The 18,372-nt window shown below is 43.1% G+C and carries 18 protein-coding genes; 4 read left to right on the top strand and 14 right to left on the bottom strand.

From position 1 onward, the window contains the following. The first annotated feature begins 14 nt into the window (after positions 1–14). The 3 genes from D6853_RS04860 (at position 15) to D6853_RS04870 (ending at position 2,517) form a co-directional block, all read left to right on the top strand. On the top strand, positions 15–1,025 hold the full coding sequence (locus D6853_RS04860; protein ID WP_158588662.1) for a DUF5050 domain-containing protein: 1,011 nt from the start codon (positions 15–17) through the stop codon (positions 1,023–1,025). A 35-nt stretch (positions 1,026–1,060) separates the two neighbouring features. Continuing rightward, positions 1,061–2,008 (top strand): aspartate carbamoyltransferase, encoded by a 948-nt coding sequence (gene pyrB / locus D6853_RS04865; RefSeq protein ID WP_120657007.1) that lies wholly within the window; start codon positions 1,061–1,063, stop codon positions 2,006–2,008. Between the two features lie 65 nt (positions 2,009–2,073). Next, positions 2,074–2,517: an aspartate carbamoyltransferase regulatory subunit gene (locus D6853_RS04870; RefSeq protein ID WP_120656902.1), complete on the top strand. Its 444-nt coding sequence runs from the start codon at positions 2,074–2,076 to the stop codon at positions 2,515–2,517. Positions 2,518–2,588: 71 nt separating this feature from the next. Here D6853_RS04870 and D6853_RS15260 read toward each other — a convergent pair whose 3' ends face one another. Both D6853_RS15260 and D6853_RS04875 read right to left on the bottom strand, forming a co-directional pair. Then, complete coding sequence (locus D6853_RS15260; RefSeq protein WP_158588663.1) at positions 2,589–2,759, bottom strand: hypothetical protein; 171 nt, start codon at positions 2,757–2,759, stop codon at positions 2,589–2,591. Between the two features lie 105 nt (positions 2,760–2,864). After that, positions 2,865–3,422 carry a CAP domain-containing protein gene (locus tag D6853_RS04875; protein WP_243108296.1) on the bottom strand — a complete coding sequence of 186 codons (558 nt, stop codon included), beginning with the start codon at positions 3,420–3,422 and terminating at the stop codon, positions 2,865–2,867. Between the two features lie 231 nt (positions 3,423–3,653). On the opposite strand from D6853_RS04875, the gene D6853_RS04880 reads away from it, so the two are divergent. Continuing rightward, positions 3,654–4,928 carry a DNA polymerase Y family protein gene (locus D6853_RS04880; protein ID WP_158588664.1) on the top strand — a complete coding sequence of 425 codons (1,275 nt, stop codon included), beginning with the start codon at positions 3,654–3,656 and terminating at the stop codon, positions 4,926–4,928. Here D6853_RS04880 and D6853_RS04885 read toward each other — a convergent pair. The 12 genes from D6853_RS04885 to D6853_RS04935 all read right to left on the bottom strand — a co-directional run bounded on the left by D6853_RS04885 (position 4,921) and on the right by D6853_RS04935 (position 18,196). Then, positions 4,921–5,838: an RluA family pseudouridine synthase gene (locus D6853_RS04885; protein WP_120656905.1), complete on the bottom strand. Its 918-nt coding sequence runs from the start codon at positions 5,836–5,838 to the stop codon at positions 4,921–4,923. The genes D6853_RS04880 and D6853_RS04885 overlap by 8 nt on opposite strands. 9 nt (positions 5,839–5,847) lie before the next feature. Then, positions 5,848–6,018: a hypothetical protein gene (locus D6853_RS15265; RefSeq protein ID WP_158588665.1), complete on the bottom strand. Its 171-nt coding sequence runs from the start codon at positions 6,016–6,018 to the stop codon at positions 5,848–5,850. 28 nt (positions 6,019–6,046) lie between these two features. Further along, on the bottom strand, positions 6,047–8,335 hold the full coding sequence (feoB, locus tag D6853_RS04890; RefSeq protein ID WP_120656906.1) for a ferrous iron transport protein B: 2,289 nt from the start codon (positions 8,333–8,335) through the stop codon (positions 6,047–6,049). Positions 8,336–8,348: 13 nt separating this feature from the next. Further along, positions 8,349–8,570, bottom strand: coding sequence for a FeoA family protein (locus tag D6853_RS04895; protein ID WP_092243121.1), 222 nt, complete (start codon positions 8,568–8,570; stop codon positions 8,349–8,351). Between the two features lie 28 nt (positions 8,571–8,598). Continuing rightward, the gene (locus D6853_RS04900; RefSeq protein ID WP_120656907.1) at positions 8,599–8,808 is read right to left on the bottom strand and encodes a FeoA family protein; all 210 of its coding nucleotides are present in this window, start codon (positions 8,806–8,808) and stop codon (positions 8,599–8,601) included. Between the two features lie 253 nt (positions 8,809–9,061). After that, positions 9,062–10,453 carry a PhoH family protein gene (locus D6853_RS04905; RefSeq protein WP_120656908.1) on the bottom strand — a complete coding sequence of 464 codons (1,392 nt, stop codon included), beginning with the start codon at positions 10,451–10,453 and terminating at the stop codon, positions 9,062–9,064. Positions 10,454–10,604: 151 nt separating this feature from the next. Continuing rightward, complete coding sequence (locus D6853_RS04910) at positions 10,605–12,251, bottom strand: SulP family inorganic anion transporter (protein ID WP_120656909.1); 1,647 nt, start codon at positions 12,249–12,251, stop codon at positions 10,605–10,607. Between the two features lie 89 nt (positions 12,252–12,340). Beyond that, positions 12,341–14,131: a peptide ABC transporter substrate-binding protein gene (locus D6853_RS04915; protein ID WP_120656910.1), complete on the bottom strand. Its 1,791-nt coding sequence runs from the start codon at positions 14,129–14,131 to the stop codon at positions 12,341–12,343. A 42-nt stretch (positions 14,132–14,173) separates the two neighbouring features. Further along, the gene (locus D6853_RS04920; protein WP_120656911.1) at positions 14,174–15,163 is read right to left on the bottom strand and encodes an ABC transporter ATP-binding protein; all 990 of its coding nucleotides are present in this window, start codon (positions 15,161–15,163) and stop codon (positions 14,174–14,176) included. After that, the gene (locus tag D6853_RS04925) at positions 15,160–16,149 is read right to left on the bottom strand and encodes an ABC transporter ATP-binding protein (RefSeq protein ID WP_120656912.1); all 990 of its coding nucleotides are present in this window, start codon (positions 16,147–16,149) and stop codon (positions 15,160–15,162) included. Before D6853_RS04925 ends, D6853_RS04920 begins: the two co-directional genes overlap by 4 nt. A gap of 40 nt (positions 16,150–16,189) precedes the next feature. Next, positions 16,190–17,248 (bottom strand): ABC transporter permease, encoded by a 1,059-nt coding sequence (locus D6853_RS04930; RefSeq protein ID WP_120656913.1) that lies wholly within the window; start codon positions 17,246–17,248, stop codon positions 16,190–16,192. An 18-nt stretch (positions 17,249–17,266) separates the two neighbouring features. Continuing rightward, a complete protein-coding gene (locus tag D6853_RS04935; RefSeq protein ID WP_120656914.1) occupies positions 17,267–18,196 on the bottom strand; it encodes an ABC transporter permease in 930 nt (309 codons plus the stop codon). Positions 18,197–18,372 lie beyond the last annotated feature (176 nt).

An 18,372-nucleotide genomic window follows, 5' to 3' on the forward strand; every position in this document is an offset into this window, starting at 1 on the left:
TTGAGGGGAAAAATATGAAATTAAAAACCGCAATATTTTCAATACTGACTATACTTATATTGGTCGGCATTCTTGTTCTTTATATAAAAGAACAGACAGTTACGATGTCGCCTACCGATCACGGTAATATTGCCGGCAATCTTCATAATTCCGGTCTCTTTTTTGAGATGGACGGCAAAGTATATTTTTCCAATGTCAATGACAGTAACTGTCTCTATTCCATGAACGTCGACGAATCTAAGCCCAAACGTCTTACAAGTATGGGTGTCAAATATATCAGCGGAGCAAAAGAGTTTTTGTATTTCTATATGGATTCAACCAAAGTATCGGGCAGAGTCTCGGGTCTTGGTACGGCGACCAATCAGTTCGGTATCTACAGATGCAGAACTTCGGGTCGAAGCCAGACATGCCTGCTTCGTGATTTCTGCGGTGAGGTTCAGCTCTGCGGCGAATACCTGTATTATCAGGTAAAGACAAACGGCGGTTCTCTTCATAAGATCCGCGTGGACCAGACCAATCAGTCGCTTGTTTCAACGGAATATGTTTCCCCTGTGTGCTATGAAAGCGGCGTCATCTACTATACCGGAGTTACCAACGACCACAACATTAACGCGCTTTACACCAACGCAGGCGATTCCGTTTCACCGGTTCTGTACGGAAATTACTTTTTCCCCGTTGTACAGGGCGGATATATCTACTACTTAAACGGTGACGATAATTATCTCATTTATCGCACAAGCCTTCTTACAGGCGAGCAAAATAAAGTTACGAATGATCGTGTAGACTGCTTCACCATGGACAACAACTATATCTACTACTCCACTTCAACACTGGGACGAGAGGCGCTTAAGCGCTGCGACCTAAACGGAGGCGGTACGGTTACCATGTTTAACGGTGTTACGAACAGTCTTAATATCACATCCAAATATATCTATTTTAAGGTTTACGGGAACGACGAAGTGATGTACCATATACCTTTGGATGGATCAGCTCCTGCATCCGTTTTTGATGTGAAAGTAAAATAAATATAATTTTATAACGAGGAGAGTGTATGAATAACATGCGACACATGATGAATCCGCTGGATTTCACGGTGGATGAACTCGAAGCGCTCTTCGATGTGGCAAATGACATCGAAAGCAACATGGAAGCCTATTCGCACAAATGTGACGGCAAGATACTTGCCACCTGCTTCTATGAGCCCAGTACCAGAACAAGACTAAGTTTTGAAACAGCTATGTTAAGACTTGGAGGAAAGACGCTCGGCTTTGCCGATGCAGGCAGTTCCTCAGCAGCAAAAGGCGAAAGTGTCGCAGATACTATTCGTGTTATTTCCTGTTTCGCAGATATATGCGCTATGCGTCACCCGAAGGAAGGCGCTCCTATGGTGGCAGCATCCAAATCTTCTATCCCGGTCATCAATGCCGGCGACGGTGGTCATCAACATCCCACACAGACTCTCACAGATCTTTTAACCATCAGATCTTTATACGGTAAACTCGGTAACTTTACGATCGGTCTTTGCGGAGACCTCAAATTCGGTCGTACGGTTCACTCTCTTATCAATGCTCTTACCAGATACGAGGGAATCCACTTCGTATTCGTTTCTCCGAAAGAGCTCCGTGTTCCCGATTACATCACAGAAATGCTCAATTCAAAAGGAATCACATATGAAGAAGTGATCAAGCTCGAAGAAGTCATCGGAAAGCTCGATTTCCTGTACATGACAAGAGTTCAGAAGGAACGTTTCTTCAACGAAGAAGACTACATCCGTTTGAAGAACTTCTATATACTCGATAAAGCCAAGATGGAGCTTGCTAAGGAAAAGATGTTCATCCTCCATCCCCTTCCTCGTGTAAACGAGATCTCGGTCGAAATTGACAGCGACCCAAGAGCCGCATATTTCAAGCAGGTTCAGTACGGATTATACGTAAGAATGGCACTGATCCTGACGCTCCTTGATATGACTGATGCTCATATGAATGAAGGACTTCTTCGTAAGTTCTGAGGATTTTATTTCAAAAGACATTTCAGACACACATCACTTTTAGATAAATCAGAAAGAGGTATTTCATGTTAAATATCGGAAAAATTGAAGAGGGATTCGTTCTCGATCATATTCAGGCCGGAAAAGGAATGCAGATCTATCACCATTTGGGACTTGATAAGCTCGATTCCACCGTTGCCATAATTAAGAATGCCAAGAGCAAAGTTATGGGCAAAAAAGACATCTTAAAGGTCGAATGCGACATCGACACTCTTAACCTCGACATCCTTGCTTTTATTGACCATAACATCACCGTCAATGTTATAAAAGCCGGTGAGATCATAGAAAAAAGAGCTCTCGTCCTTCCTAAAGAGATCCACGACGTGCTCAGATGCCACAACCCAAGATGCATCTCTTCCATCGAGCAGGAACTTCCTCAGATCTTCTATCTTGCTGATGAAAAGAACGAAGTATACAGATGCAAGTACTGCGATGAGAAATATTCTGACGGGGACGCAGTAAAGAAATAACTTGATAAAGCAATAATATGAGCCGATCACATAAGTGGTCGGCTCTTTTAAATGCGATCCTTCGCTGTTATTTACTTAATGTATCCGTTTTGGCGGTTGTAGATATCGTCCGTATGTTTCTCTCTGCGCCTTTCCTCTCCCCTTAGAAGCTCCTGCATATAGGGATTGTCATTGGCTCCCGATACGGAAATAGGTCTTGTCTCGCTGTTAAGGTAAATATCTTTTGAAGAATTTCCAAACATACAGATACCTCCTTATCAAAACTTCATTAAGTACTCCGTAAAAGAAAAATCCGCATGGATGAAGGAAAGCAATTATTCATTCATCTATGCGGATCAATAATCAATTTAATATCCGAATTCCTGTGCCCAATACCAACTTCCGTCGTCAACCTGGCATATTGCGATACCTACCGACTTAAAGCCTCCATCCATAATGTTGGCTGCGTGTGTAGGTGAATTCATCCAAGCCATAAATACGCTGTCAGCTGACTGATAAAGCTTAGCAAGATTCTCGCCGTACTGTACGCTGCTGTCAACTGTCCAGAACTCTGTTCCGTCGGGTCTTGTATGTGAGAATGATGTGGTAATCTCATTCGCACGAACCGCCGCTGCATTTGTAAGCTTATCGCTCCATACAAGTGCCGGAAGTCCCTGAGCTGTTCTCTGCTGATTTATTAAATTAAATACTGCGGAACACGCGTCGATACAAGCCTGGCTGGAAGCTGCGCTTCCTGCAAGGGGCGTGATACCGTCATCAATTATGGCGAATTGTGCGTTCTCATCATATTCTCTCTTTACAGCCTGATCATCTATAGCTCCGTAATTAGCTGATCCACAAGCTGTAAATGTGAAAGTGAGAACACCGGCCATCAGTATTGCTATTATCTTGCCAAATCTGTTCATCGTTTTCACTTCTCCCTGTGAATAGTTATGGAAATGAATATCCATATTCCTAAAATAATGCTAATCTATTAGCGATATTGAATCAATATGCCAAATAAATTTTTTTCGCGTTTTTGAGCTCTTTATTTCATAGCGTAAATCAAACTCTGAAACTTTTTTCCAAATCTTTATTATTTAAAAACTTTCTACCGGTATCTTGCCTCGCACATTTGTTCGATGTATAATACAAGCATGGAGAAAACAAGGGCTTATGACTATGACAACTTCATATTTCATGTAGATGTCAATTCTGCATTCCTCTCATGGTCAGCTGTAAAACAGCTACGTGAAGAACCCGGAAGCGTCGATCTACGCACCATTCCTTCAGCGGTAGGCGGCGATGTAAAGACAAGACACGGTATCATAACCGCCAAATCCATTCCTGCCAAGAAATACGGAATAGTTACGGGTGAACCTGTGGTTAAGGCGCTTCAGAAGTGCCCCAATCTTGTTATGGTCGGCTCTGACTTTAATTTCTACAGAGAATGCTCTCATGCTTTTATTGATATACTTCATAAATACGCCCCTGTAGTTGCGCAGGTTTCTATAGATGAAGCTTATATGGATATGACAGGGACCAGATCGATGTACCAAGATCTTGAAACTCCGGACTGTCCTTTTCCCATCTGCGTTGCCCGGAAGATCAAGGATGAGATACGTGATACTTTAGGTTTTACTGTTAATGTGGGAATTTCAGACAATAAGCTTCTTGCCAAGATGGCAAGTGATTTTACCAAGCCGGATCGTATTCATACTCTTTTCCCCAATGAAATTGAAGAGAAAATGTGGCCGCTTCCAATCGGTGATCTGTACGGATGCGGAGGTTCTACGGCAAGCAGACTGAATAGCCTAGGGATTCGCACCATAGGTGATGCCGCCAATGCGGACTATGAGATGCTTACAGGTATACTTGGAGAGAACGCTGGAAGCTACATCTACGCAAGCGCCAACGGAATTGGAAGTTCACATGTTTCCGATTCCTATGAAGAAGCCAAGAGCTATTCCAACGAGACCACGTTATCATCAGATCTTAACGCGGATAATTATGATAAAGATATAGTTCCTGTCCTTAAATATCTGTCAGAGAAGGTTTCTTCAAGGCTTCGAAGAGACGAAGTTTTCGGAAGGACTATAACCCTGTCTGTCAAAACAGGCAATTTCAAAAGGCATTCATCTCAGATGCAACTTGATAATTCCACATCCGATGCCGCTGAAATATATAAATATTCCAAATATCTTGCAGATAAGCTCCTTCTTGGCGAAGAGGGACTGTTCATATATGGCGAAGTCGTTCGCCTTGTCGGCGTCGGCGTAAGTAAACTCGACGACGGCTCTTACAGACAGATGAGCCTTTTCGATGAAGCTTTCTCCACCGATGATAAGACCAAGAAGCTAGGTAAGATGGCTGACGAGCTTGCAGATAAGTTTGGTAAAAACACTGTTATTAAAGGCAGTCTGCTTAAATAATCATTTTCATCGCTTCGTCCATATCCTTAGGAAGCGGAGCTTCAAATACAAGCTTTTCTCCCGTTATCGGCTGATCAAATTCCAAATGCGCCGCGTGAAGTGCCGCTCTTGTAAGCCCGTAATTCTCCGATATCTCTTTTCCATAGAAGTTATCTCCAAGAAGCGGATGCCCAAGATACGCCATATGAACTCTTATCTGATGAGTCCTTCCCGTATCGAGGCGGAGCCTTACAAGGCTGCAATCCTTGAAAGCTTTAATAACCTTATAATGTGTGATCGCTCTTTTACCGTCTTCTCTTACTTCCCTTATCATTCTCTGACCGGGAATCCGCTCAATGGGAGCATCCACGGTTCCTTCTTGATTTTCAAAGATACCGCTACACAGAGCAAGATACTCTTTTCTCTTGGACATATTCTGTCCCTGTTTGGATAAAAGCGCCGCACTGTGCCTGTTTTTTGCAAAAATAATAAGCCCTGAAGTCTCACGGTCAAGTCTTCCTATGACACGCATTACATGCTCCTCACCGCGTCTTTTATACAAACCTGCAAGCGCGTTACTGAGCGAATCCGAAAAATGTGCATAAGAAGGATGGACGACCATGTCTCCCGGCTTATTAAGAAGTATCAGATCCTCATCTTCATATACGATATCAACAGGAATGTCCGATGGAACGATCTCAGAGCCGTTCTCTATATCCTCATAAATCCTTACAGTAAGAGTCTGCCCCGGATTAAGCTCTGTGATTATCCTAATAGGGGCACCGTCAAGCATAACGCCGTCATCAAAGCTCTTGCACCTTGAAACCTCTCTGCTTGAAAGAGAAAGCCTTTGGCGCATAATATCGCCGGCTGTTATGATGCCGTCCTCTTTAGTTACCGTATATTCGATCTGTCTGAAATTATTATTCATTATAAGTAATTACTTATGTCCTTTGCCATCGCATTTGCCGCAAGAACAACCTCCCGGGCAGGAAGCACAGCCCCCGCCCGAAAGTTCATGTCTGATATTTCTGATAAAATTCTTACCGCATATAAAAACTATAGCACATAAAACAGCAATTACTATAATATGTCCAACCAAAGGTGTCATCTTACCACCTCCAAAAATCCTAAAACAATTAAGAATTAGCCTTTACAGCTGACTCAAGACCTTCATTTCCCGTAGCTACATAGCCCTTTCTGAAAAGAAGATAGATAATAGCAGCCAAAAGAACTACCGCAACAACAGTACCGAATCCAAATGATGCGGCTCCTGTTATAAAGCTTCCGAGATTATATGTGATTAGTGCAAGTACATAAGCCCACAAAGTCATATATCCGATAGCAGCCCATGTCCACTTAGCGTTGTTCATCTCACGCTTGATCGCTCCAATTGCAGCGAAGCAAGGTGCACAAAGAAGGTTAAATACCATGAATCCATAAGCTGCAAGCGGTGTGTAATCTGCAGCTACTCTATCCCATATCTGTTCGCCTTCTTCTCCGAGCTCTTCATCCGCATCGTCATAGTTATAAAGAACACCGAAAGTTCCTACTACTTCTTCTTTAGCTACAAGGCCTGTGATAGTTGAAACAGTAGCCTTCCAGTTACCGAATCCAAGAGGCTTGAATACAGGTGATAATGTGTTTCCGAATCCTGCAAGAAGAGATGCATCCATAGCATTTACATCTTCAGCGGGAACATCCATCTTATCAGCAAGCTTCTGAACATATTCTTCCGTCACAATGCTCTCATCCTCAAAGAGGTTATCTACAAGTCCGAAGTGTCCGTTTACATTTCCAAATGCAGACAAGAACCAGATGATGATAGATGAAACCACGATAACGCTGCCGGCACGCTTAATGAATGACCAGCCTCTCTCCCATGTTGCACGTAGCACGCCTGTCCATGAAGGAATATGGTAAGCAGGAAGCTCCATAACGAAGGGTGCAGGCATACCTGCAAATGCTTTAAATTTCTTAAGGATGATACCGGAAAGAACGATCGATCCGATACCTATAAAGTAAGCTGATGCAGCAATAAGAGGTGATCCTCCGAACACCGCACCTGCGATAAGTCCGATAATAGGAAGCTTAGCTCCGCAAGGCATGAAAGTCGTAGTCATGATAGTCATACGTCTGTCACGCTCATTTTCAATCGTACGGCTCGCCATAACACCGGGAACACCGCAGCCTGTAGCAACAAGGCAAGGAATGAAAGACTTACCTGAAAGTCCGAACTGACGGAAAATACGGTCCATAACGAAAGCAACACGCGCCATATATCCGACATCTTCCAAAATAGAAAGAAGGAAGAAAAGAACGAGCATCTGAGGAACGAATCCGATGACCGCTCCGACACCTGCTACAATACCGTCCTGGATAAGTCCGTACAAAACAGTTCCCTCTTCTACATGAAGAGCTGTGAGGATCGTATCGAAGAATCCGGGGATCCACTCACCAAAGATAACATCATTGGTAAAATCAGTTGCGGCTGTTCCGATAGAAACGCTCCATCCTCCCATTGCAACAGCATAGATAAGGAACATGATAAGAGCAAAAATAGGAAGACCGAGAATACGGTTTGTAACTATTCTGTCTATCTTATCGGAAATAGAAAGCTCGCCCTTTGCACGGCCTTTTATTACAGCCTTTTCTGTTACATTTGTTATATATGTATATCTATCATTAGTTATGATAGACTCTGCATCATCATCAAGAGAAGCTTCACATGCCTTTGTTATGCTCTCGATCTGAGCCTTCTTATCTGCTGAGAGGTTAAGACTCTCCATAGCCTTAGAATCACGCTCAAATGCCTTAATAGCTGTCCAGTGAAGGAATTTATCATCCACTGAGCCCTTTAAGATCTCTTCGATCTTTTCTACAGCTTCTTTTACTTCGCCTGTGAGAACTTCTTTTCTTTCAGCAGTCTTTCCTGCCTTTGCTGCAGCAACTGCTTTCTTTACTACTGCCTCAGTACCCTCGGATTTAAGAGCTGAAAGCTCGACAACTTCACATCCAAGAGCCTCTGAAAGCGCTTTAACATCAACCTTATCTCCGTTCTTACGAACAAGATCCATCATATTAAGAGCTACTACAATAGGAATGTTTAACTCAAGAAGCTGAGTTGTGAGATATAGATTACGTTCTATATTGGTACCGTCTACGATATTGATGATCGCATCGGGCTTCTCATTTACAAGATATGTACGAGATACAACTTCCTCAAGAGTATATGGAGAAAGAGAATAAATACCGGGAAGATCCTGGATGATAACATCCTTGAATTCCTGACCTTTAAGTCTACCCTCTTTCTTTTCTACAGTAACACCGGGCCAGTTACCAACGTACTGTCTGCTTCCTGTAAGATCATTAAATAATGTTGTTTTTCCGCTGTTGGGGTTACCCGCCAGAGCAATCTTGATTTCCATGTTAACCTCCTGATTATTCGACTTCTACAAATTCTGCGTCTGCTTTACGAACAGTAAGCTCGTAGCCTCTGACTGTAAGCTCGATAGGGTCACCAAGAGGCGCTACCTTGCGAACAATTATCTCTGTTCCTTTTGTAAGTCCCATGTCCATAATTCTGCGTCTTGTAGGACCTTCCCCATGCAGCTTTTTAATAACAGCTGTCTGTCCGATCGCAACATCTCTTAATGTCTTCATGAATAAAGTCTCCTCTTCTTTATATCTATTAGATCATAATGCGATTAGCCAAAGTCTTATCAAGAGCAATTCGGCTATCTTTAACATTGATGATCAGATTACCGCCGTTCTTACTTACAATGGTAACCGGCTCACCAATGATAAAACCAAGTTCTGCGAGATGCTGACGTGTCTCATCATTACCCGATACATGTTTTATAGAAACAAGTTCACCAATATTTCCCATACTTAAAGGCATATTGATCTCCTTTCAAATACATAAAAGATATAATTCATTACCTGTTAGCATCGTCTAATAAAATGTTAGTCCTTGCTAACCATGATAAGAATAGTCTTTTTGAAATTCTTTGTCAATAGATTTTGGCAAATTTTTGTTATTAATAGCTAACAAAATTTCATAGCATTTTCAAGGCTTTGTAAGTAAAAAACACCTCACTTTTAAAAGCGAGGTGTTAGCAAGCACTAATAATATGAAGACTTACACAATAGTATTAGAAGTCTTTTTTATCTCTCATGCGCTCGATGGCATCCATAGCAAGACGGCTACGCTCACACTCTGAAGCCGATAACGATACCTGCCAGCAGAACGGGCTGCCCTTCATATGCTCGGAGGCATAAGATAATCCGTTGGTCCTCTCATCAAGGAACGGTCTGTCTATCTGATTGGGATCTCCGAGAAGTATGATCTTGGTATCCTTGCCGGCTCTCGTGATAATACCCTTAGCCTGCGTAGGTGTCATATTCTGAGCTTCATCAATAATAAGGAAAGTCTTGAGAATAGATCTTCCTCTTATGAAGTTCAGAGCCTCGCACTGTACGATACCTCTGTCAAAAACTTCATCCGTCTTATCCTGAAGCTCCTTCTCGTCCTTGTATCTTTCTTCCTCGTTGGAATCAATGAGCTGCTCAAGATTATCGATAATGGGTCGCATAAGCGGTGATATCTTCTCCTGCTCATCGCCGGGAAGAAAGCCTATATCATCATCAAACTGCGAATTGGGTCTGCACACAAGAATCCTTCTGTACTCTCCGGTCGGCCGATTTATCATTTTCTCAAGTCCGACAGCAAGTGAATAGAATGTCTTCGCTGTACCCGCCATACCTTTTACGATTACAAGCGGCGCCACATCAGCGGGCTGCATAAGCGCTTCCTGTAAAAAGTACTGACCTGCATTTCTCGGTTTAACACCGTAAGGCTGCGATCTTTCAAATTCAAGCTTTTTGATGACGCCCTTACTTACTCTGCCCATCTGAGTCTTATTGGTAGACTGATCGGCTCTTACAACTACAAATTCATTCTCGTATAACTCAGGTTCATATCTGTTACCGTCTTCATCGCAACAATAAACTTTGCTGACGGGTATGCCTTTTTTCTTGAAATCCTTAAAAATCTCCTCCGGCGCATATACATCGATCCTACCACTGTACTGCTCTTGGTGCCCCGCAACCTGCTCGGTTGTGAAATCCTCGGATCTGATATCGATAAGCTGCGCCTTGATACGCATCAGAATATCCTTAGTTACCAGAACTACCTGTTCTTTCCTACTCTCCGACAATCCCTTACATACCTTAAGTATCCTGTTGTCGGATTTGTGTTCCGCCATATCTTCCGGAAGGACTGTATCCTTGAAGTTCTTCTCTACTCGAAGACTTCCCCCGTTATCAAGCTTAACACCTGCAACCAGATCGCCTGCTCCCCGAAGCTGTTCGAGGATTCTGATCGCTTCTCTTACATTGGCTCCTCTCTCGCCCTCATCGCGTTTGTGGGCGTCCAACTCTTCTAAGACTACCAGCGGAAGAACGACCTCGTTATCATCAAAGCACTTCAAGGCGTGTGGTGCCTGAATCAAAACGTTGGTGTCCAGTACATAGATCTTCTTCATGCGTAGATCCCCCTGTATATGTATGACTTGTACCTTCATTATACCACATCTTGTGGTTTCGCAATATATTTCTTATTGTGTTAAGGGCAAAAAAATTCCCCGAATCAATCTTCCGATCATTCGGGGAATTCATACATGTTTATTAAATATTTTACTGTATTTCTGCGGCTCTCTTAAGCGCTTCGTCGATGTGAGGGAGGAAATTCTCACTTCCGACAAGCTCTACAAAGCCGTCCTTCTTCATCGTGTTCATGGGCTGCTCATTTACATGTGAAAAGACAAGCTGAACACCGTTCTTTTTACATCTGTCATAGAGCTGCTCGAATGAATGCATTGCAGTTGCGTCGATAGCAGGCACACCACGCATACGGATAACAAGAGCCCTGGTAAAGTCCTTAATGCTGATCTCGGCGATCTGCTCGGCATCACCAAAGAACATAGGTCCGCTGATCTCATAAACGCGAACGTGCTTGGGAATATCCTTAAGATCGGTTCCTTCCGGATCATCCTCGGGATCGAAGTACTTCCATCCTCTTACACGAGACTCTTCGCTCATTCTCTTCATGAAAAGGAGGCATGCAAGAACCATACCGATCTCGATGGCAACAACAAGGTCAAATACTACCGTAAGTACAAATGTAAGAACAAGCACCAAAATATCGCTCTTGGGCGCTGTTTTTACGAGATGTACGAAGGTTCTCCACTGACACATATTATAAGCGACCATGAAAAGAATAGCCGCTATAGTAGGCATTGGAATAAGCGCTGCGTAAGGCATAAGCACTACAAGCACAAGAACAAGGCAGATTGAATGGATCATACCTGCGATAGGTGTTCTACCGCCGTTCTTGATATTTGCTGCCGTACGTGCGATAGCTCCTGTTGCGGGAATACCGCCAAAAAGAGCCGATCCGATGTTACCTGCGCCCTGCGCTACAAGCTCCATATTGGATCTGTGCTTCGAATCGATCATGCTGTCTGCAACAACACAGGACAAAAGAGATTCGATAGCCGCAAGGATTGCAATTGTAAAGCCGTCTCCCGCTACGTCTTTTAACAAAGGATAGCTTATTGCGGGAAGTCTGAACGCAGGAAGCTGTCCCTTAATAACATAGAGATCTCCTATCGTATTAACGTGAAGTCCAAGGAACTTTACCATAAAGATTCCGACTATAACAGCGATAAGAGATCCGGGAATCTTGCTGCTTATCTTGGGCCATACTATCTGAATAACAAGGCAAACAACACCTACGATAAGAGCCTGGTAATTTAAAGTTCCGATATTCTTACCGATGGCTTCAATCTTATCCATTGTCTCAACCGTGGCTGTTCCCGCAGGATAAGTAAGTCCAAGGAAATCCTTTATCTGTCCTATAAGGATGGTTACTGCGATACCGGCTGTAAATCCTGTTGTGATCGTATACGGAATAAATTTGATAAGTGATCCGAGTTTAAATACACCCATCAGTATCAGAAGGATTCCTGCAAATACAGTTGCAAGAGCAAGTCCTTCCATTCCCTTTGTGGCTACAATGCCCGCAACGATTGTTGCAAAAGCTGCTGTAGGTCCGGCTATCTGTACTCTGCTTCCTCCGAGGAAGGAAATAATAAAGCCGGCAACGATAGCCGTGTACAGACCTTCTTCAGGCCCAACACCCGATGCAAGCGCAAGTGCAATTGAAAGCGGAAGTGCGATTATCGCAACTATGATTCCGGATACAAGGTCCTGCGCGAATTGTTTACCGTTATAGCCTTTTAAAACGGTAAATAGCATTGGTTTAAGTTTTTCATTTTCCATAATATTCTCCCTGATAACATTCTCCGTAAAAACGCCGCCCCGGAACCTCCGGGGCGACGCCATGATGTCATACACAAGAAGTATAACTATTATTTATTGATTGTGCAATACATGAAATACTTAAAGCCGAGAGGAGTTGTAAAGAATCCGTCTACGCTGTCGTCGATCATGTAAAGATCTGTGTAGTAATAGATAGGGCAAATTGTGCCTGTTGACATAAGAAGATCCTCAGCCTTGTGCATAAGAGCATATCTTGTGTTAGCATCTGTGCATGTCTTGATGTCGCTGATAACAACGTCATAAGTCTCAGCCCAAGTTCCGTTCTCAACCTTTGTATCATAGCCAAGGTCTGTAAGGTCAATGCTGTAAGCCTTAACTGCCTCATTGTCACCCTTACCGAGCTGAACATCGTTATTTCCTGAAACTGTTGTCCACATATCAAGGAAAGAAATAGGATCGTTGTAATCTCCGAGCCATCCGTTACGTGCTACAGAGAAGTCACCGTTCTTTCTTGTCTCAAGGAATGTAGCCCACTCCTGATTCTCAAGACTCATGTTGATACCTATCTGAGCGAAATTAGACTGGATAGCCTCAGCGATTGCCTTATGTCCCTCGTTTGTATTGTAGAGGTATATAAGTGAAGGCATATCTGTGAACTTTCCTGAAGCCTCATCAAATGTGTAGTACTTCTTGAGTACTTCTTTAGCTTCTTCCCAAGTCTTTTCATATGCTTCTTTAGATACATCAAAGTATCCTGTATAGTCGTTATTTCCTGCATTCTTATAGAATTCAGTTCCGTCAGCGTCTGTAAGACCCATAGCGACGAATGAAGAAGCGGGAACCTGTCCGCCCTGTGATACCTCTTCAACAATGTAGTTTCTGTCTACAAGAAGGTTGATCGCGTTTCTGATCTCAGCCTCTGCAAGAGCCTTCTCTGTGCCCTCAAGGTCACTGTTTGGAAGAAGGTCTTCATTTACATTCCAGCAAAGATAATATGTACCAACATTACCAACGATAACGAACTCCTGAGGATAATCCTTCTTAAGAGCAGGAATCTCGTTTGTAGGTACATCATCAATGAACTGCCAATCGCCGTTCTTGAAGTTGGCAAGGTCATTATTTACATCGTCTGAAAGATAGAAGTTGATAGCAGGCATTGTAACCTTATCTGCATCAACATAGTCATCTCTCTTTCTAAGTGTAAGATAAGAGTTGTGCTTCCAGCTCTCAATTGTGTAAGCACCGTTGCAGATCATTGTCTTAGGCTCTGTTGCCCAAGCTTCGTTAGCTACAACATCCTCACGTACAGGCTTGTATGTAGGGAATGCCATAAGCTCGTTCCAGTAAGGAACCTGGTTCTTAAGTGTTACAACAAGTGTCTTGTCATCGGGAGCCTGAACGTTAAGTGTCTCATCACCCTTAGCATCATCAGCCCACATTTCATCATATCCGTCGATTACATCAAACATGTAACCGTAATCTGCTGCTGTTGCAGGTGACGCAGCACGGTTCCAAGCAAATACGAAATCGCCTGCTGTTACAGCCTTACCGTCAGACCAAGTAAGACCGTCCTTAAGTGTATAAGTATAAGTTACTGTTCCGTCAGGATTCTCAACACCCTCAGTAAACTCTGTGATGCAATCGGGAGCAAGTACGCTCTCACCGTTTGCGCCCTCTTCCCAAGTAGCAAGACCTGCGAAAAGGTGATTGATAACGATACCGCAATCTACAGCTGACTGAAGTGCAGGATCAAGTGTTGCCGGCTCGGATGCGATACATACGTTGATTCCATCCTCTGCAGGGCCCTTTTTAGCGCCGCAGGCAACAAGGCTCAGTACCATTGTCATTGCAAGAAGTACTGAAAATAACTTCTTTTTCATAATTTTCCTCCTTATTATGAATTATGAGTTGTGATTTATCATTCAGTTGGCGTCTTCCATGTGATGACACGCAACAAAGTGACCTTTGCTTACCTCTTTAAACTCTGGCATGCACTCTGCACAATCAGCCTTTGCATAAGGGCATCTCGTACGGAAAGGACATCCCGAAGGAGCATTAAGAGGACTGGGTATATCACCGGACAATACAATACGCTGATTGGCTCTTGCGATCTTGGGGTCCGGAACGGGTACTGCGGAAAGAAGTGATTTGCTGTAAGGATGAAGCGGATTATTGTAAATCTCATCAGCATCCGCAAGCTCTACCATCTTACCCAAGTACATTACTGCGATTCTGTCACTGATGTGACGCACAACCAAAAGGTCATGTGCTATAAACAAATATGTAAGACCAAGCTTATCCTGAAGCTCATCAAACATATTGATAACCTGCGCCTGAATGGAAACGTCAAGAGCCGATACGGGCTCGTCACAAACTATAAATTCAGGATTGACGGCAAGAGATCTTGCGATACCGATACGCTGTCTCTGTCCGCCGGAAAATTCATGTGCATATCTGGAAGCATGCTCAGAGTTAAGTCCAACATATCCCATAAGTTCAAGGATACGCTCTCTGCGCTCTTCCTTAGTCTTGTAAAGCTTATGTATGTCAAGCGGCTCGCCGATAATATCGGAAACCGTCATTCTCGGATTAAGTGATGAATAAGGATCCTGGAAAACCATTGTGGCTTTTTTACGGAACTCTTTTATATCCTCTTTGGTCTTAATAAGTTTGCCGTCATACCAGATCTCACCGGATGTGGGCTTATAAAGATTAAGAATAGTACGTCCGACGGTTGTCTTTCCGCAGCCTGATTCTCCTACAAGACCCAATGTCTCACCTTTTTTGATGGTAAAAGAGACATCGTCAACCGCCTTAAGAGGCTTGGTCTTGAAAAATCCTACGTTAATATCAAAGTATTCTTTTAAGTGCTTTATCTCAAGGAGATTCTTTTCGTTATTATTTGTACTCATGACCTCTCACCGCCTTCCATCTGCTTTTTGACATTCATCCAACAGCCTGCGGCGTGGTCGTCATTTATCTGCATACGCTCTGCTCTCTCACGAAGACATATCTTCATTGCAGCATCGCATCTGGGTGCGAAAGGACATCCTTTCGGCATATTGAGAAGGTCGATGGGTGTTCCGCTGATAGGCTCAAGCTTCTTACCATCTTTTCCCTCTGTAGGAATAGAACGAAGAAGACCCTTTGTATATTCGTGACAAGGATTGTAGAAGATCTCATCCGCTGTTCCCTGCTCACAGATAGAACCTGCATACATTACGATAACTTCATCGCACATCTGAGCAACAACACCAAGATCGTGTGTGATCATGATGATAGCCATTCCGAGCTCTTCCTGAAGTGATTTCATAAGATCAAGGATCTGTGCCTGAATAGTAACGTCAAGCGCTGTTGTGGGCTCATCCGCGATAAGGATATCGGGTTCACATGCAAGCGCCATAGCGATCATAACCCTCTGTCTCATACCGCCTGAAAACTCGTGCGGATACTGATCCATACGCTTCTCGGGCTCGTTTACATTAACAAGTTTGAGCATCTCGATCGCACGCTCTTTTGCCTGCTCTTTATTTCTTCCTGTATGGAGTAAAATTGCCTCCATAAGCTGATGACCGATTGTATATGTAGGGTTAAGGCTGGTCATGGGATCCTGGAAAATAATCGAAACCTTATTTCCTCTTACCGTCTTCATGACTTTCTCGCCTGAATTAACAAGCTCCTGACCGTCAAGCTTTATAGAACCTGAAACGATCTTACCTGTTCCCGCAAGAATCTGCATGATCGAATAAGCCGTAACCGACTTACCTGAGCCTGACTCTCCTACTATTCCAAGGACTTTGCCTCTGTCCAAATTAAAAGATATTCCGTTAACTGCCTTGACCTCTCCCGCATCTGTAAAGAAAGAGGTGTGCAGATCTCTGACTTCCAATAAACTCATATTTAAATCTCCATCTGTTTTCTCTTATAAAAAATGTCTATCAAGTATCAAGCTTAGGATCAAACGCATCGCGTAGTCCGTCGCCGAAAAGGTTAAGAGACAAAACGATGAGTGAAATAACAAGTGCAGGGATCACCAATCCCAAAGGATACGATGAAACACCGTTAAGCGCGTCACTTGCAAGAGATCCAAGCGAAGGCATCGGTGCATTAACACCAAGTCCAAGGAATGAGAGGTAACTCTCTGTGAATATGGCACTTGGAATCTGAAGCGCTGTAGAAATAATAATTACCGAAAAGCAGTTGGGAATAAGATGTTTAATAATGATCCACTTTCCTTTTGCTCCGGCTGCCTGAGAAGCAAGTACATACTCCTGTTCACGCAGTGAAAGGATCTGTCCTCTGATAAGTCTTGCCATTGATACCCAGTAAAGAACACCGAATACTATAAACAAACTGATGATGTTCGAACCGATCTTGGCAAGTGCCGTTCCGTCAAGCGCTCCCTCCATTACGACCTTAAGGACGGATGAAAGAAGGATAACCATAAGCATATCCGGAAGTGAATATATGATATCGACTATTCTCATTATGATAAGGTCGACTCTTCCTCCCGCATAACCTGCGACAGAACCGATCGTCATACCTATAATAAGAACTATGATGCTGGCAAAAAAGCCAACTGCGAGTGAAATACGTGTTCCGTAAACAACACGAATGAAATAATCTCTGCCCTGATTATCTGTTCCGAAGATATGAGGAACAACCTTCTCTCCGGAAGCTATTAAAGCCTGCTCTGTCTTACTGTACTCAAAAGGACTGAGATATTTAAAAGAATTGTCTGTAGCCTTACCCGGCTGCATTCCAAGCATCTGCTCATATGAATAAGGCCAGAACATCGGCACGAAAATAGCTGCCAATGTGATAAATAATATAATAAAGAAACAAGTTGTAGCAACCTTGTTCTTGAGAAGTCTCTTTACGCTGTCTTTAAAAAATGTAGATGAAGGACGCATCTGCACCATATACTCTTTTTCAGAGTCTGTGGCAGGAATAAAATCGTCCATATTAACCTGTGCACTGAAAATTTTCTTGTCCATTTATATTTACTCTCCCAATTATTCTAAAGTGATACGAGGATCCACAACCTTATACATGATGTCGCCGATAAGGTTCATGATTACGATGAGGGCCGCAAGTACAATTGTTGTGCCCATTACAAGCGGATAGTCACGTCCCGTAATGCTGTTAACGAAAGCTCTTCCGATTCCGGGAACCGCGAAGATCTGTTCAACAACGAGGGAGCCTGTAACGATACCGGCAAGCATCGGTCCAAAGTATGTGATAACCGGGATAAGTGAATTTTTAAGTGCGTGTCCGAAAATAATCTTTGTTCCTGAAACGCCTTTTGCCTTGGCTGTTCTTATATAATCCTGTCCCAAAACTTCAAGCATTGAAGATCTTGTAAGTCTTGTGATATAAGCCATCGGATAAAGCGAAAGCGTTACAACGGGAAGGAAAAGTCCGTTTCTTGCTGCTCCGTTAGCCGGGAACATCTTAAGATTAATAGAAAATATTATAAGAAGGAACGATCCCATGATAAATGAAGGCATTGATACGAATGCTGTTGTCATTACCATAATGATCCTGTCAACGAGTTTGTTTCTGCGAAGTGCTGCAAAAGATCCGAGAACAACTCCGAAGATAAGAGCGATGAACGCTGCAAGGATACCGAGCTTGGCAGAAGTCTTCATTCCGTCAAGGATTATACCGTTTACATTGCGTCCTCTCTGCTTTAATGAAGGACCGAAGTCAAAATGCAGACATATGTCCTTAAGATATGTAAGATACTGAGTTCCTAAAGGTTTGTCCAAACCATACTTAGCTTCCATAGCTGCCATAACCTGTTTGGTTACAGCCTTTTCCCCTGTGAATGGGCCTCCCGGTACTGCGTGCATAACGAAAAAGGTAACTGTGATAACTACCCATATTGTAACGATTGCAAGCAATACTCTCTTTACAATGTACATTAGTGTCTTAGTATTCATAGTCTCTCCAACCTGTTTAGAATTTATGTTATCGGCTATAAGTTTATTATACACCGAAATTATGGAATGTTAGTGCTTTTTAATACCCCGCATCCGTGCAAAGCGTTACCACTTTATCACGTTAAATCGAGCAAAAAAAGTACAATGACATACTTGCCCGTACGTCATTGTACCAA

Origin of the sequence: Butyrivibrio sp. X503 (assembly GCF_003625475.1) — a bacterium.
Taxonomy (GTDB): domain Bacteria; phylum Bacillota; class Clostridia; order Lachnospirales; family Lachnospiraceae; genus Butyrivibrio.